Genomic DNA, 15,303 nt, shown 5'->3' on the forward strand with positions numbered 1-15,303 from the left:
GATCCCACCCGGCCCGCCGCACATCGCCGCCTTCGCGAGCGGCTACTCCTCGCCGCTCGCGTCGTCCACGAGCCGGGCCACCCGGCCGGCCCACTGCTGTCCGTCGCCCGACGGCAGGGCCGTCAGCCGGGGCAGCAACTGAGCGGTGAGCAGGGTCGACAGGGCGGAGGTGTCGGCGCTCGAACCGTCGGTCCGTACGACCACCGGCTGCGGCGCCTTCCCGGCGAGCTTCGCGCCCACCTCCAGGCGACGCCGGGCGAGTTCGTACTGGAGCACGGCGCGGTTGTCACGGTAGGCCTTGGCGAGGGCGCGCTGGGCGCGGGCCTCGTTCTCCGCGGCGATCAGACCGCTGCGGCCCCGCGTCTCGATCTCGAACCGCACGCGCTGGGCGTTGGTCTCCTGCTCCTCCAGGAGCTGGGCGACCTCTTCGCGGGCCCGGTTCAGCGCGGCCTTGACCTCGACGATCCGGGCATCCCGCACCTTCTTGGCCCGCTCGATGTCCATGCCGAGCTGGTCGATGCGGCGCTTGCGGATGAGCCCCCACTCCTGCTCGTACGCCGTGCGCTCCTTGGCGACGCGCTCCCGGGTGGCCAGGTGCTGCTGGTACTGCGTCGGCAGCTGCACGTCCGGGATGTTGGAGCCGGTGATGCGCACGCCGTAGCCGGACAGCTGGCGGTTGAGCAGTTCCTGCATGTCGGCCACGTCCGAGCCGCGCAGGTCGTACGCCCGCTCGGTGCGCATCTTCCGCGCCCGCTGGCGGATCGCGTCCTGTACGGCGCTGGAGAGCACCAGGTCGAAGTTGCCCGCGCCGATGGTGCGGACGAACAGCACGGCGTCGGTGATGCGGAACTTCAGGAAGAACTCGATCGAGCGCAGCGGCACGTTCTCCTGCGTCGGGCAGGCCATCACCGGTGCGGAGTACGGGATCTCGGTGGCCACGTCGACGACGAAGTCCACCCGGGACCACGGGTGCCACAGGTAGTGGCGGCCGGCGTCCAGCGTGCGGATGACGGCGCCGTAGCGGGTCAGCACACCGTTGGTGCCCTGCTCGATCTCGACGATCGAGGAGCGCCACCACCACAGCGCGCCGATCAGCAGCAGCACGACGCCGCCGGCGTAGGAGAGGGTGGCGAGGGCACCGTAGGCGACATTGGTGGCGACCATGCCGGAGCCGGCCTCCTGCACCGACAGCATCACGCCCGCCAGCAGGGCGTAGACGCCGAGCCACAGCGGCAGCATCCACCACAGGCGGCGCCGGTGGCGGGGGATGATGACCGGGATCAGGGTGTCGGCCTCGCCGCCGCGCAGCAGCCGCGCGATGTCGCTCCAGGGGGCGACGGCCTCGGAGATCACCGACCGGCGGTGGGAACGTGCGGTACTCACTGGGCGGCCTCCTCGGAGACGTCGGAGCTGTCAGTCGACTCGGGCTGGTCGGGCTGGTCGGGCTGGTCGGGCACCTGCGGCACCGTCGGCCGCTCGGCCGCCAGCAGCCCGCCGATCTCCGCCTGCCGCCCGGCGATCCGCTCGGACACCTCGCCGAGGCGGGCCCGTACGGCGGCCATGTCCTCGTCGGTGAACAGCTCCGTGCCGCGCTCGCCGATCAACTCGCGGGCCAGCTCCAGGAAGTCGATGCCGGCGACGCCGCCGCCGTCCGACGCGCCGCCGATGCGCACCAGGCGCGGCAGATGGTCGGCGACCTGCTCCAGCGTGTCCAGCACCTGCTGCTGGTAGCGGTACTCCAGGATCTCCGGGGCCTCCGCCGCCGTCACCGCACGGATGTCGAGGGCCTGCGCCTCCAGGAGCGCCGCGTTGGCCTTGGCCTCCGACTCGGCCTGGACGTAGCGCTGCCGGGCGAGCGCCTCGGCGCGGTTGGTCTCGCGCTCCACGGCCGTGTCCATCTGCGCCTGGTACTGGGCGATGTCGGCCTGGATCGCGGAGAGCGTCTCGTGGCTGGAGGCCAGCTCACGGGTGAGGTCGCCCTCGTCCTGCTCCTTGCGCAACTGGAGCGCGTACTCGTGCGTGTACGCCTCCTTGGCCACCCGCACCATCTCGGGCGCCGCCAGGTCCATGCGGTAGCGCTGGTCGGACGGCTCGGCGTGGGTGATGTTGGCGTTGGTCAGCTCCACGGCCGGGCGGAACTGCTGGTTGAGCTGCTCCAGCAGACGGCCGGTGTCCTCGCCGACCATGTCGTAGATGCCGGCGGCCTCCTGCTCGTAGATGAGGCTGCGGATGGTCTCGCTGACGGCGTTGCTGAGCTTCTCCTCGAAGCCGCGCACCGCGCCCAGCGTGTAGACGAACTCGGTGGGGTCGCTGATCCGGAACTGGATGAACAGGTCGATCGACGCCTTCACGCCACCCCTGGTCGGGGCTTCGCGCACCGGCGCGTTGAACGGGTACTCGATCGTGGTGTTGACGATGTACGACACCCGCTTCCACGGGCTCAGCAGCACGACCCGGCCGGGCCCGACGACCTTCTCCAGCTTGCCGAACCGGGTGATCATCGCCTGGCAGCCGTCCGGCACCATGACCATGCCCTGCCGCCACCACACGAAGGCCACGGCGAGCACCGCGATGACCCAGTAGTGCACGCCGAACAGCGGGTTGGTCACCACGTCGGCACCGGCGGCGCCCACGATCGACGCACCCACCGCGCCCAGCACGAGCAGCATCAGCACCGGCAGCATGGAGACGAACGAGCGGCCCTTGGGGATCACCATCGGGCAGATGGCGTGCACCACCTCGCCGCCCTCGCGGACCTGTTCGCTCCGGCCGAGCGCCTCCCCGGCCTCGTCCAGCGGCACCGTCTTCTGCCGCATCACGGTGGCGGTGGAACCGCCCTGCTCCCGGGCGGCAGGGAAGTCGGCCGGGTCGATGCCCTGGCCCTGCGCGTCGTACCCCTCGCCGCCCTCTCCTCGGCCGCCGATCTGCCGCCGCAGTTCCTCCTGCGCGGCTGTCCGCGGATCGGTGCCGGAGGCGACGGCCTCGGCAACGCGTCGTGCGCCTTGCTTCGCGCGCGCTCGTGCCACGGTTCCCCCTTACGTTGCAATGCCAGTGCGGGTGTGCGTTCCCTGGCGTGATTTCAGCCATCCCACACCATGGTCCGGACAAGGGTAAGGGGAGCGATCCGGACGGTTACCCGGTGGTAACGCTGCCGGGATACGGAAGAGACCGGAGGTCAGGAGTTCTGCCCCTGCGTCCGAGCCGTGTCGTCGGCGACGTCCTCCTGGCTGCGGTTCGCCTCCAGGTTGGACTTCATGCGGTCGACGCGCCGCACGATCCGCTCGGAGGCGCGGTCGCGTTCCTCGCGCAGGACGACGAAGCTGATCGGGGCCGAGAGCAGCAGGGCGAGCAGGACGATCCAGATGCCGTTGGAGTCGCCGAGGCCACGCGGGGCGAGGCCGGAGTAGACGAGGCCCCAGACGACCACGAGGCAGCCCAAGAAGATCCCGAGGCGCATCAGTGTGTAGCGGAGCATCTCAATCCACTCTTCCGGTTCCAAACAGGGCCACCGTCCAGTGAAGCACGGTGGTCCACCGATCTTGCAGGGGGGTCAGTCGAGCGACAGCAGCATGATCACGTCGTCCCGGTCGTCGCCCGGCGCGACCCGGATGGCGTTCGGGATCCGGCCGACCTCCTTGTAGCCGCAGGAGCCGTAGAAGCGCTCCAGGCCCATGCCGCCCCGGCAGGTGAGGCGGACGGCGTCGATGCCGTCGAAGGTGCGGGCCGCCCGCTCGGCGGCCGTCAGCAGGTCGCGGCCGTAGCCCTTGCCCTGGTGCCGGGGGTGCACCATCACCGTGTACAGCCACACCCAGTGGGTCATCAGGTGGTGCGTGTTGAAGGTGAAGAAGGCCGTCGCGGACACCTCGCCCGCCTCGTCGTGCCCGACCAGCAGCCGGTTGCGCCCCTCCGCCATCGCCACGAAGTGGCGCACCAGCTCCGGCCGGACCGCCTCCCGCGTCACCGGCGGCACGAAGCCCACGGCTCCGCCCGCGTTTGAGACGTCGGTCCACAGATCGAGGATGCCGTCCCGGAGGGCGGGGGTGACGGCGGGGTCGAGAGTGAAAGTAAGGGCCACTGGGTCATCGTAGCCATTACGACAGCGCTCGCGCCGCCACCTTCAGGTCGGAGACCAGACCCTCGTACGCGGCCTTGCGGTCCTTGTCGTCCTGGGCCCGCAGCACCGACGACGGATGCACGGTCGCCACCAGCTTCTCCGGCCGGCCGTGGATCTCGTGTTCGAGCAGCGCCCCCCGCGCCTCCCCGACCCGGAACGACGAGCCCAGCAGCGCCTTGCCCGCGGTCGCGCCCAGGATCACGATCAGCTCGGGCTCCACGACGGCCAGCTCGGCGGCGAGCCAGGGACCGCACGCCGTCATCTCCCTCAGGGACGGGGCCTTGTGGATCCGGCGTTTGCGGGGTTCGGCCCGGGTGAACTTGAAGTGCTTGACCGCGTTGGTGACGTACGCCTCGGAAGGGTCGATGCCGGCCTCTTCCAGTGCGCGGTCCAGCAGGCGCCCGGCCGGGCCCACGAACGGTCTGCCCTGCCGGTCCTCCTGGTCGCCGGGCTGCTCGCCGACGAGCATGACGCGGGCGTTCTTGTCCCCGGCGCCGAACACCGTCTGGGTGGCGTCCCGGTGGAGGGGGCAGCCCCTGCATTCGGCGGCGGCCCGGCGCAGCGCCGGGAGGCCGCCGCGGTCCGGGACGAAGGGTGCGGCGGTGTAGGCGTCCTCCGGGGCGGAGGCGGTACGGGGACTCACGTCGGCCGAGTACCGCACCCCGGGCCGCTCACACGCGCATGGGCTGCGGGGACTCCCGCAGCAGCGGGTCCGGGCCGTCGTACTCCCGGATGATCTCGTACCGCGTGTTCCGCTCCACGGGCCGGAAACCCGCGTCCCGGATCAGGTCCAGCAGGTCCTCACGGGTCAGCTTGTTCGGCGTGCCGTAGTTGTCCGCGTCGTGCGTGATCTTGTACTCGACGACCGAGCCGTCCATGTCGTCGGCGCCGTGCTGGAGGGCCAGCTGGGCGGTCTGGACGCCGTGCATGACCCAGAAGACCTTCACGTGCGGGACGTTGTCGAACAGCAGACGGGACACCGCGAAGGTCTTCAGGGCCTCGGCGCCGGTGGCCATCTGGGTGCGGGCCTGGAGGCGGTTGCGGACCTTGCCGTCCTGCATGTCGACGAAGTCGTGCTGGTAGCGCAGCGGGATGAAGACCTGGAAGCCGTTCGTCTCGTCCTGCAGCTCGCGCAGCCGCAGCACGTGGTCCACCCGGTGCCGCGGCTCCTCGATGTGGCCGTACAGCATGGTGCACGGGGTCTTCAGACCCTTCTCGTGCGCCAGGCGGTGGATGCGGGACCAGTCCTCCCAGTGGGTGCGGTGGTCCACGATGTGTTGGCGGACCTCCCAGTCGAAGATCTCGGCGCCGCCGCCGGTGAGGGACTCCAGACCGGCGTCGATGAGCTCGTCGAGGATCTCGCTCGCGCTCAGCCCGCTGATCGTCTCGAAGTGGTGGATCTCGGTCGCCGTGAAGGCCTTCAGCGAGACGTTCGGGAGGGCGGCCTTCAGCTCCCGCAGCGAGCGCGGGTAGTAGCGCCACGGGAGGTTGGGGTGCAGGCCGTTGACGATGTGGAGCTCGGTGAGGTTCTCGCCCTCCATCGCCTTGGCGAGCTTCACCGCCTCCTCGATGCGCATCGTGTACGCGTCCTTCTCGCCCGGCTTGCGCTGGAAGGAGCAGTAGGCGCAGGACGCCGTGCACACGTTCGTCATGTTCAGGTGCCGGTTGACGTTGAAGTGCACGACGTCGCCGTTCTTGCGCGTCCGCACCTCGTGCGCGAGGCCGCCGAGCCAGGCCAGGTCGTCCGACTCGTACAGCGCGATGCCGTCCTCACGGGACAGCCGCTCACCGGAGCGGACCTTCTCCTCCAGCTCGCGCTTGAGCCCGACGTCCATGCCAACACCTTTCTACGACGACCTGTCCCACCGTACGTCTACACCTCTTCGGGCAGTTCCCCGACCCGGTTCTCCCACTTCGTGGAGAGCACGATCGTGGTACGGGTCCGGGACACGCCCTTGGTCCCGCTGAGCCGCCGGATGATCTTCTCCAGGCCGTCCACGTCGGTCGCCCGCACCTTGAGCATGAACGAGTCGTCGCCGGCGATGAACCAGCAGTCCTCGATCTCGCCGAGGTCCTTCAGCCGGCTCGCCACGTCCTCGTGGTCGGCGGCGTCGGAGAGGGAGATGCCGATGAGCGCGGTGACGCCGAGGCCGAGCGAGGCGGCGTCGACGGTGGCGCGGTAGCCGGTGATGACACCGGCCGCCTCCAGCCGGTTGATGCGGTCGGTGACGCTGGGTCCCGACAGACCGACGAGGCGTCCCAGCTCCGCGTAGGAGGCCCGGCCGTTCTCCCTCAGGGCCTGGATGAGCTGCCTGTCCACCGCGTCCATGCGATTCGAAGCCTTCCGGTGAAGAGTTCCTGAAGTGATGAGAGGTACTGCGACTTGCTCAGATGGCGATCATGTCGTGCGGGTTCCACCGCCGAGTTCGCCGTTCCAGCGGCGGTAGAGCCGGTGCTCGACGCCCGCCGCGTCGAGGACGCGTCCGGCGACGAAGTCGACGAGGTCCTGGATGTGGGTCGCCCCCGCGTAGAAGGCGGGCGAGGCGGGCACGACGACCGCGCCCGCGTCGTCCAGGGTCACGAGGTGGCGCAGCGTCTGGCCGTTCAGCGGGGTCTCCCGTACGGCCACGACCAGCTTGCGGCCCTCCTTGAGGGTGACGCTCGCCGCCCGCTGCAGCAGGTCCTTCGACAGGCCGAGCGCGACGCCTGCCACGCAGGCCGTGGAGGCGGGCACGATCAGCATGCCCTTGACGGGGTACGACCCCGAGGACGGCCCGGCGGCCAGGTCGCCCGCGCTCCAGTGCCGTACGGCGTCGACGTCGACGTCGAAGGTCCCGGGCTTGCCGTCGGCTCCCCGGGACAGCCATGCGCGCAGGTCGTCCTGCCAGTGCGCGTCCCGGAAGGAGATACCGGTCTCGTCCAGCAGGGTGAGCCGCGAGGCCCGGGAGACCACGAGGTCGACACTCTCGCCGGCCTCCAGCAGCGCACGCAGCACAGCAGCCGCGTACGGTGTGCCGGATGCTCCGGACACCCCCACGATCCAAGGCACGCGCTGCTTTTCTCCTGCGTTCACGCAAACGAGCCTACCGGTGGGTCACGGCACGCTCAGGACTGGTCGCGCAGTTTCGGGTCGACCGGGAGACCGCCGGTGGGGACCGTCAGCTTGCCGAGCGGGGAGACGACGGTCAGGTCAGGGCCGTAGGGGATGGTGTCGCGGCCTCGGTAGCCGTCGGGTCCGGGGTTCCACATGGTGACGCAGTGGCCCTTCAGCGGGTCGAAGACCAGGTAGTTGGCGATGCCTCGGGAGGCGTACCAGAGGGGTTTGACCTCGTAGTCACGGCGGATGCTGCCCTGGGAGACGACTTCGACGACCAGCTCGATGAGATCGGGGGAGTACGCGCCCTCGTTCTTCGCGGCCTCCGAGGCCGGAATGACGGCCAGATCGGGGCAGAACTCGTTGTCCTCGTCGAAGGGGAACGCGACATCACTCGTGAAGTCCCACTCCGCACCCAACTGCGCCTCAAGTTCGTTCCAGACGAAACGGATGGTCTTGGCGTGGTGCGGCTTGACCGGACTCATCATGATGTTGCCCTCGACAATCTCCACGCGATAGCCGGGGAACATGTCCTCGAACCGGCTGAGCTGCGAGTGCAGGCGGTCAAGGTCCGAGACGGTCACGGTGGCCTCCCTGGGGTCCTGCCCTCGATGGTAGGCCGCACCGTACTTACACGGTCAGACCCCGAACCAGGAGATCAAGAAGCGCACACACGAACAGGGCAATCCCGATGAAGCCGTTGACGCTGAAGAACGCCCTGTTCACTCGGGACAGGTCGTGCGGGCGGACGATCGAGTGCTCGTACACGAACGCCCCGGCGACGATCAGCAGGCCCAGCCAGAAGAACCCTCCCGCGTCCGTGGCCAGCGCGTACCAGACGAACAAGCCCGTCGTCACCGCGTGACAGACCCGCGCTCCCCAGACCGCCGCCGGGACGCCGAAGCGGGCCGGGACCGACATGACGCCGATCTCCCGGTCGGTCTCGACGTCCTGGCAGGCGTAGATCAGGTCGAAGCCGCCGATCCAGACGCCGACGGCGAGGCCGAGGATCACCGCGTCCCAGGACCAGGAGCCGGTGACGGCCAGCCAGCCGCCGACCGGGCCCATCGCCTGCGCGAGGCCGAGGATGGCCTGCGGGAAGTTCGTGAAGCGTTTGCCGTAGGGGTAGACCACCATCGGGACCACCGCGACGGGGGCGAGGGCCAGGCACAGGGGGTTCAGCAGGGCCGCCGCGCCCAGGAAGACCACCAGGGCGATCAGGGCGCCCGTCCAGGCGTGGCGGACCGACATCGCGCCGGTCACCAGCTCGCGGTGGGCGGTGCGCGGGTTGCGCGCGTCGATCTCGCGGTCGATGATCCGGTTCACCGCCATGGCGAACGTGCGCAGACCCACCATGCAGACGGTGACGAGCAGCAGCCGGCCCCAGTGGATGTTCCTGTCCCACTGGAACATCGCGGTGAGCGCGGCGATGTACGCGAACGGCAGCGCGAACACCGAGTGCTCGATCATGACGAGGCGCAGGAACGCCTTGGTGCGTCCTGGCTGCGGAATCGCGGCGGAGGCACTGCTCACAGGCCGTACTCCTTCCAGCGGCGGTCCACCAGCGCCGCCGTCCCCGGATCCGACTCCACCATGTCCGGCCAGCCGCCGTCGCGTGTGTAGCCCTCCTCGGGCCACTTCTTCGTCGCGTCGATGCCCGCCTTGCCGCCCCAGAACTGCTGGTAGGAGGCGTGGTCGAGATGGTCGACGGGGCCTTCGACGACGGTGAGGTCACGGGCGTAGTCGGTGTTGCCGAGCGCCCGCCAGGCGACCTCGTGCAGGTCGTGGACGTCGCAGTCGGAGTCGACGACCACGATCAGCTTGGTCAGGGACATCATGTGGGCGCCCCAGATCGCGTGCATGACCTTCTGCGCGTGCTTGGGGTACTTCTTGTCGATCGAGACGATCGCGCAGTTGTGGAAGCCGCCGGCTTCTGGCAGGTGGTAGTCCACGATGTCCGGGACGATGATCTTCAGCAGGGGGAGGAAGAAGCGTTCCGTCGCCCGGCCCAGGGGGCCGTCCTCCGTCGGCGGCCGGCCCACGACGATCGACTGCAGCAGCGGGCGGCGGCGCATCGTCACGCAGTCGATCTTGAGGGCCGGGAAGGGCTCCTGCGGGGTGTAGAAGCCGGTGTGGTCGCCGAACGGGCCCTCCGGCAGCATCTCGCCGGGCTCCAGCCAGCCCTCCAGCACGACCTCCGCCTGCGCCGGCACCTGCAACGGCACCGTCTTGCAGTCCACCATCTCGATCCGCTTGCCCGCGACGAACCCGGCGAACAGGTACTCGTCGATGTCACCGGGGAGCGGCGCGGTGGAGGCGTAGGTCACGGCGGGCGGACAGCCGAAGGCGATCGCGACCGGCAGCCGCTCGCCCCGCCGTGCCGCCACCTGGTAGTGGTTCCGGCTGTCCTTGTGGATCTGCCAGTGCATGCCGATGGTGCGCCTGTCGTGGCGCTGGAGGCGGTACAGGCCCAGATTCCGTACGCCGCTCTCCGGGTCCTTGGTGTGGGTGAGCCCCAGGTTGAAGAAGGAGCCGCCGTCCTTGGGCCAGGTGAACAGGGCCGGCAGCCGGTCCAGGTCCACCTCGTCCCCGTGCAGCACGACCTCCTGCACCGGAGCGTTGTCGGACTTCACCTTCTTCGGCGGTACGTGCGCCATGGCGCCGAGCTTGCCGAAGGCCTCGCGGACCCCGACGAAGCCGTGCGGCAGCTCGGGCTTGAGCAGCCCGCCGATCCTGTCGGAGATCTCGCCGTACGACTTCAGCCCCAGGGCCTTCAGCAGGCGCCGGTCGGTTCCGAAGACGTTCATCGCGAGGGGCATCGACGAGCCCTTCACGTTCTCGAAAAGCAGCGCGGGACCGCCGGACTTCTGCACCCGGTCGACGATCTCCCCGACCTCCAGATACGGATCGACCTCGGCCTTGACGCGCCTGAGGTCGCCTTCGCGTTCCAGTGCCCTGAGCAGGGAACGAAGATCGTCATAAGCCATGGGGTCAAGTATCCCCGAGCGGCTACCCTGGCCCTGAACCCGGGGGCCGTGCCCCCGGCCCCGACGACCGTTTCGCTGGAGAGGGCCCATGCTCCGGGTGCTGATGTTCCTCGTGCCACTGGCGTTGAGCGTGTACGCGTTCATCGACTGCATCAGCACGAAGGAGGACGACATCCGCCACATGCCCAAGCCGCTGTGGGCGATCCTCGTCCTGGTGTTCCCGCTGGTCGGCTCCATCTCCTGGCTGATCGCGGGCAAGAAGCGCAGCCCGGCCGCCGAGGGCTGGTCCGGCGTACGGGACCGCAGGCGTCAGCAGTGGGTCGCCCCCGACGACAACCCCGAGTTCCTGAAGTCCCTGGACGAGGACGACGACGACAAGCGGGGCGACGGGCCCAAGCGCGACGAACCCTGACGGGGAAGCCCCCACGAAGCGGGCGATGCGCCTCCCCGCCGGGGCGGCCGCACACCGCGTCCGAACTCTCCACAACAGCAGCACAGTTGACGGCTGTCGACGGAGTGCGGGCGATGACACCCTACGTAGTCGACTTCGCCCTCATGAGGAGCACGGAGATGACAGAACCCACAAAACGCCCGTGGCATGACCAGCCCGACGTACCGCCCATGCCGCCACCGCTCTTACGTGGCACCGATGTCGAACTGCGGGTCGACAAGCGACTGCTCTGGGTCGGCAGAGCCGCCTATCCCCTGGCGAACATCACCCGCGTGTACACCTACACCCTCCATCCCAGACGGATGGAGGCCCTCGTGCGCTTCTTCAAGAACGTCGGGATCATCCTGTCGATCGCGTTCGCTCTCACGATCCTCGGCGCCGCGGCGACCCTCGGGAGCGAGAGCGCGGGCAGCGGGATCATCACCTTCGTCTGGATCGCCAGTGCGCTCGCGCTGATGTACTGCGTCGGGGAGCTGATCTCCGTCCTGTCGGCACAGTCGTACTACGTACTGGCCGCCGAGACGTCCGGCCCGTCCATGGCGGTGGTGACCAGCTCGAACCCGGCGCACCTGGACCAGCTCGTCGGCTACATCGTCAACGCGATCGAGAACCCGGAGGCCGAGTTCCAGGTGACGGTGGAGAGCATCACGGTCTCCCCGAAGCACTACCACTTCGGGGACAACGTCAACATGTACGGCGGCACGGGCAACGTGGGGATTTCGGCATGAGCGGCGACAGCTACCACTTCGGCGACAGTGTGACCATGAACGGCGGCCGGGACAACATCGGCATCGACAAGAGGCAGACGGTGTCCGGCGACGCCTCGCCGGCGTCCGCCGAGATGCTGTCGGCGGTCCAGGAGCTGCTGCGGCTGGTCGAGGAACTGCGCGCCCAGGTCCCGGCGGCCAGCGCCCAGACCATCGACGACTCCCTCCCGGCCATCAGCGCCGACGGCACCGTGCCCGCCCAGGACCGCCATCGCGCCCTGATGGCCGTCGCCGGAATCGCCGCGACGGTCGGCGCTGTCGGCCAACCGGTCATCGACGCGGTCAACAAGGTCCTCGGGCTGCTGGGCGGGTAGTGACGGCGGGCGACGAAGTGGCGCCCGGTTCTCACAGCCGTCGCCCCCAGCCCCCGTCACCCCCAGTCCCCGTCACCCCCAGTCCCCGTCACCTCCCCGGCACGCCCTCCGCCACCAGCTTCCCGCCTCCTGACCCGCCCTCCGGTCCGAGGTCGATCAGCCAGTCGGAGGCGTGGGCGACATCGAGGTTGTGCTCGATGGTGATGACCGAGTGCCCGGCGTCGACGAGGCGTTGGAGCACGCCGAGGAGGCGGGCGGTGTCCGCGCTGTGGAGGCCGGTGGTGGGCTCGTCCAGGAGGTAGAGGGTGCTGCCCGCCGCCTTGCGGCCCAGTTCCTTCGCGAGTTTCAGGCGTTGGGCCTCGCCACCGGAGAGCGTCGTGGCCGGCTGGCCCAGCGGAAGGTAGCCGAGGCCGACGTCGGACAGGCGCCGCAGGCGGGAGGCGATCGCCGGGGTGCCGGCGAACATCGCCAGGGCTTCGTCGACCGTCGCCTCCAGCACCTCGGCGATGTCGTGCCCGTCGTGGCGCACCGACAGCACCTCCGGCCTGAAGCGCCGGCCGCGGCAGCCCGGGCACCTCACCTCCACCGGCGGCAGGAAGTGCATGTGGACCGACAGCACGCCCGCGCCCTCGCAGCGTTCGCAACGGCCGCCGGGGACGTTGAAGGAGAAGGCGCCAGGAGTCAGCCGTCCCCCGGAACGGGCCGCGAACGCCTCCCTGATCGGCGTGAACACGTCCGAGTACGTCGCCGCGTTCGAGCGCGGCAGTCGGCTGATCGGTTCCTGGTCGATGGTCACGACCTTGCCCAGGTGCTCCCAGCCGTCGATCCCGTCGTGCTCGCCCGGCCGCTCCCCCGCACCGTGGAAGTGCCGGCGTGCCGCCCGGCCGAGGATCTCCAGCAGCAGGGTCGACTTGCCCGACCCGGACGGCCCGGTGACGGTGACCAGACGGCCGAGCGGGATCCGTACGGTGAGGTCCTTGAGGTTGTGCGCACGCGCCCCGCGTATCACCAGCGCCCGGCCGGAGTCCCCCCGCCTCTTCGACGCCGGCGCCGACAGCCGCCCCGACAGATACGCCCCGGTCACCGAGCCGCCCGCAGCCGTCTCCTCGGCCCCCGCCCGCGCCACCTCCTCCGGCGTGCCCTGCGCCACGATCCGGCCGCCCTCACGCCCCGCACCGGGGCCGACGTCCACCACATGGTCCGCCGCCCGCAGCACGTCCAGGTCGTGCTCGATCACCAGCACCGTGTTGCCCAGGTCCCGCAGCCTGCGCAGGACGCCGACCAGACGGGCGGTGTCGGCGGGGTGGAGGCCCATGGTCGGCTCGTCGAGGACGTACAGCACGCCCGTGAGCCCCGAGCCCAGCAGCGCGGCCAGCCGCAGCCGTTGCGACTCGCCGGCGGAGAGGCTCGGCGTCGGCTGCTCCAGGGTCAGATAGCCGACACCGACGTCGACCAGCCGCCGTACCCGCTCGGTGAGGTCGGCGACGACCGGCTCCACGAACAGCCACTCGTCCGGGGAGACCCGCTCGCGCAACCCGCCCAGCCATGCGGCGAGTTCGTCGAGGGACGCGGCGGCCGCCTCCACGATCGTCAGGCCGTGCACGGTGACCGCCCGGCTCTCCGCCCGCAGCCGGGCGCCCCGGCACTCCCCGCAGACCTGCTTCACCAGCACCTGCTTCTCGGTGCGCTCCCGGTACTCGGTGTCCTCGATGCGCTCGGCGTAGCGCCGCATCACCGCCGTCACCACCCCCTCGAAACGGCCCGCGGTGACGGTGGCGGGCGGTTCGGCGTCCGGGAAGTGACGGCGGAACTCGGGGCTTTCGACGCCGTGCAGGAGCAGGTCGCGCTCGCGGTCGGTCAGTTCGTCCAGGGGGCGGTCCTGGTCGAAGGTGAAGCCGTAGTGCCGGGCCGCCGCCCGCAGCAGCGACACGTTCCGCTCGACGACCTTGGCGTTCCAGCCGAGTACGGCTCCCTCGGCGACCGAGCGGCCGCCGTCGACCAGGCGCCGTACGTCCGCCCGGATCACCTCGCCGAGGCCGGTGCAGGCCGGGCAGGCGCCGGCGGGCTTGTTGAAGGAGAACGAGCCCATCACCAGCTCCGGTACGGGGATGCCGCAGTGCGGGCAGGGGACCTGCTCGCCCTCCGCCTCCTCGTCGTCGTACCCGTACGCGTGCGAGGGCGGGACGTCCTTCCCGCACCCGGGACACGGCCGCACGCCGATCCTCGACCACAGCAACCGCAGATAGGTGAACACCTCGGTCACGGTGCCGACCGTGGAGCGGGGGCTGCGGTTGGTGAGGTGCTGGTCGACGCTGATGGACGGGGACAGGCCGGTGATGGAGTCCACGGAGGGCCGGCTGACCAGGCCGGTGACCATGCCCAGGGACTCCATGTACTGCCGCTGGCCCTCCCGGTGGAGGGTGTCGAAGGCGAGCGTGGACTTGCCGGATCCGGAGAGGCCGGTCATGACGACCAGCTTGTTCTTCGGGATCGCGAGGGTGACGTTGGCGAGATTGTGCAGGCGGGCGCCGGTGACGCGGATGAAGTCCTCCATGCCTTCAAGTTTTTCATTGAAGTGCTTGTTGAGACTTTGATCGCGAACCCCCTCGAACGACATGAGGATTGGTATCCCGTAACCTTCAACTCCCGTGAGGAACGACGACGAACGCCTGCGGCCGGTCGACCTGGCCCGTCTCGCCGGTATCTCGACGCAGCAGGTCCGCAACTACGAGGAGGCCGGCGTCCTGCCCCCGGCCGCGCGCACCGCCTCCGGCTACCGGACCTTCACCGATGTGCACCGGCGCGCGCTGCTGACGTACCGCGCGCTGCTGCGGGGCCACGGGCCGGTGACGGCGGCCGGGATCATGCGGGCCGTGCACACCGGTGACGTCCCGGCCGCGCTCGCCCTCGTCGACGCCGCGCATGCCGCGCTGCACGAGGAGCGGGGCGCGCTGCGGGCGACGAGCGAGGCCCTGGAGGTGCTGGCCGGACAGCCGCCCGAGGCACTGCCGCGCTCCGGGCTGCGCATCGGCGAGGTGGCCGCGCTGCTCGGCGTACGGACGTCGGCGCTGCGGGTGTGGGAGGCGGCCGGGCTGATCGCGCCCGAGCGGGAGCGGGGCACGAAGTACCGCGTCTACCGCCCGGCGGACGTCCGTGACGCGCGCCTGATCCACACCCTGCGCCGCAGCCACTACGTCTTCGACCAGATCCGCCCCATCCTGGACGGCCTGCGCCGGGAGGGCAGCAGCGAGGCCCTGCGGGCGGCGATCGCGACGCGGGGCGAGCAGCTGACGGCCCGGGCCCGGGTCATGCTCTCCGGTGCGGGACGCCTGGACGACTACCTGGAGTACACCGACCGTGCCTCCGGCTGACGCCGCTCGCACCGCGGAACCGCTGACAATGCGCGGCGAATTTCGACACGGTGAGGACCGCCGATCCGTAATCGAACGCGCAATCGGTCCCGTCTGGGGGGTCCCGTCATGCCCGCACGCCCGGACGCCGCCGCCCTCTACAGCACCCAGAGCACGTTCGCCGGGACGTGCCACGACTTCGCGCTGCCGCACTGCTCCGCACCCA

General features: G+C 70.1%; 16 protein-coding genes. 4 read left to right on the forward strand and 12 right to left on the reverse strand.

Going from position 1 to position 15,303, the window contains the following annotated elements; all coding sequences use genetic code 11:
• Window positions 1–42 precede the first annotated feature (42 nt).
• The 11 genes from ABZ078_RS06855 to ABZ078_RS06905 all read right to left on the reverse strand — a co-directional run bounded on the left by ABZ078_RS06855 (window position 43) and on the right by ABZ078_RS06905 (window position 10,195).
• Window positions 43–1,383 carry an SPFH domain-containing protein gene (locus ABZ078_RS06855; protein ID WP_356572333.1) on the reverse strand — a complete coding sequence of 447 codons (1,341 nt, stop codon included), beginning with the start codon at window positions 1,381–1,383 and terminating at the stop codon, window positions 43–45.
• The gene (locus ABZ078_RS06860) at window positions 1,380–3,026 is read right to left on the reverse strand and encodes an SPFH domain-containing protein (RefSeq protein WP_356572335.1); all 1,647 of its coding nucleotides are present in this window, start codon (window positions 3,024–3,026) and stop codon (window positions 1,380–1,382) included. Before ABZ078_RS06860 ends, ABZ078_RS06855 begins: the two co-directional genes overlap by 4 nt.
• Before the next feature lie 149 nt (window positions 3,027–3,175).
• Entirely contained in the window at window positions 3,176–3,475 is a 300-nt protein-coding gene (locus tag ABZ078_RS06865) for a DUF4229 domain-containing protein (RefSeq protein WP_356572337.1), read from the reverse strand.
• Between the two features lie 75 nt (window positions 3,476–3,550).
• Window positions 3,551–4,075, reverse strand: a complete 525-nt coding sequence (locus ABZ078_RS06870) for a GNAT family N-acetyltransferase (protein ID WP_356572339.1) — start codon at window positions 4,073–4,075, stop codon at window positions 3,551–3,553.
• Between the two features lie 16 nt (window positions 4,076–4,091).
• Window positions 4,092–4,757 (reverse strand): UdgX family uracil-DNA binding protein, encoded by a 666-nt coding sequence (locus ABZ078_RS06875; protein WP_356572341.1) that lies wholly within the window; start codon window positions 4,755–4,757, stop codon window positions 4,092–4,094.
• Between the two features lie 28 nt (window positions 4,758–4,785).
• The gene (gene mqnE / locus ABZ078_RS06880) at window positions 4,786–5,949 is read right to left on the reverse strand and encodes an aminofutalosine synthase MqnE (RefSeq protein ID WP_356572343.1); all 1,164 of its coding nucleotides are present in this window, start codon (window positions 5,947–5,949) and stop codon (window positions 4,786–4,788) included.
• Window positions 5,950–5,987: 38 nt separating this feature from the next.
• On the reverse strand, window positions 5,988–6,443 hold the full coding sequence (locus ABZ078_RS06885) for an Lrp/AsnC family transcriptional regulator (RefSeq protein ID WP_356572345.1): 456 nt from the start codon (window positions 6,441–6,443) through the stop codon (window positions 5,988–5,990).
• Between the two features lie 69 nt (window positions 6,444–6,512).
• Complete coding sequence (locus ABZ078_RS06890) at window positions 6,513–7,163, reverse strand: UbiX family flavin prenyltransferase (RefSeq protein ID WP_356572479.1); 651 nt, start codon at window positions 7,161–7,163, stop codon at window positions 6,513–6,515.
• A 56-nt stretch (window positions 7,164–7,219) separates the two neighbouring features.
• On the reverse strand, window positions 7,220–7,792 hold the full coding sequence (locus tag ABZ078_RS06895; protein WP_356572347.1) for a Uma2 family endonuclease: 573 nt from the start codon (window positions 7,790–7,792) through the stop codon (window positions 7,220–7,222).
• A gap of 46 nt (window positions 7,793–7,838) precedes the next feature.
• On the reverse strand, window positions 7,839–8,741 hold the full coding sequence (gene mqnP / locus ABZ078_RS06900; protein WP_356572349.1) for a menaquinone biosynthesis prenyltransferase MqnP: 903 nt from the start codon (window positions 8,739–8,741) through the stop codon (window positions 7,839–7,841).
• Entirely contained in the window at window positions 8,738–10,195 is a 1,458-nt protein-coding gene (locus tag ABZ078_RS06905; RefSeq protein ID WP_356572351.1) for a menaquinone biosynthesis decarboxylase, read from the reverse strand. The genes mqnP and ABZ078_RS06905 overlap by 4 nt, the downstream gene beginning before the upstream one ends.
• 88 nt (window positions 10,196–10,283) lie before the next feature.
• Between ABZ078_RS06905 and ABZ078_RS06910 the strand changes: the two genes are divergently transcribed.
• From ABZ078_RS06910 to ABZ078_RS06920, 3 genes are all read left to right on the forward strand, one after another.
• Window positions 10,284–10,607: a PLD nuclease N-terminal domain-containing protein gene (locus ABZ078_RS06910; protein WP_356572353.1), complete on the forward strand. Its 324-nt coding sequence runs from the start codon at window positions 10,284–10,286 to the stop codon at window positions 10,605–10,607.
• A gap of 158 nt (window positions 10,608–10,765) precedes the next feature.
• Entirely contained in the window at window positions 10,766–11,374 is a 609-nt protein-coding gene (locus tag ABZ078_RS06915; protein WP_356572355.1) for a DUF6232 family protein, read from the forward strand.
• Window positions 11,371–11,727, forward strand: coding sequence for a hypothetical protein (locus ABZ078_RS06920; protein WP_356572357.1), 357 nt, complete (start codon window positions 11,371–11,373; stop codon window positions 11,725–11,727). Before ABZ078_RS06915 ends, ABZ078_RS06920 begins: the two co-directional genes overlap by 4 nt.
• 88 nt (window positions 11,728–11,815) lie before the next feature.
• Here the strand turns inward: ABZ078_RS06920 and uvrA are convergent, their stop codons facing one another.
• On the reverse strand, window positions 11,816–14,281 hold the full coding sequence (gene uvrA, locus ABZ078_RS06925) for an excinuclease ABC subunit UvrA (protein ID WP_356572359.1): 2,466 nt from the start codon (window positions 14,279–14,281) through the stop codon (window positions 11,816–11,818).
• Between the two features lie 94 nt (window positions 14,282–14,375).
• On the opposite strand from uvrA, the gene ABZ078_RS06930 reads away from it, so the two are divergent.
• Window positions 14,376–15,098, forward strand: coding sequence for a MerR family transcriptional regulator (locus ABZ078_RS06930; protein WP_356572361.1), 723 nt, complete (start codon window positions 14,376–14,378; stop codon window positions 15,096–15,098).
• Window positions 15,099–15,303: the final 205 nt, after the last annotated feature.

This window comes from Streptomyces sp. NPDC006385 (assembly GCF_040612485.1).
Classification (GTDB): Bacteria; Actinomycetota; Actinomycetes; order Streptomycetales; family Streptomycetaceae; genus Streptomyces.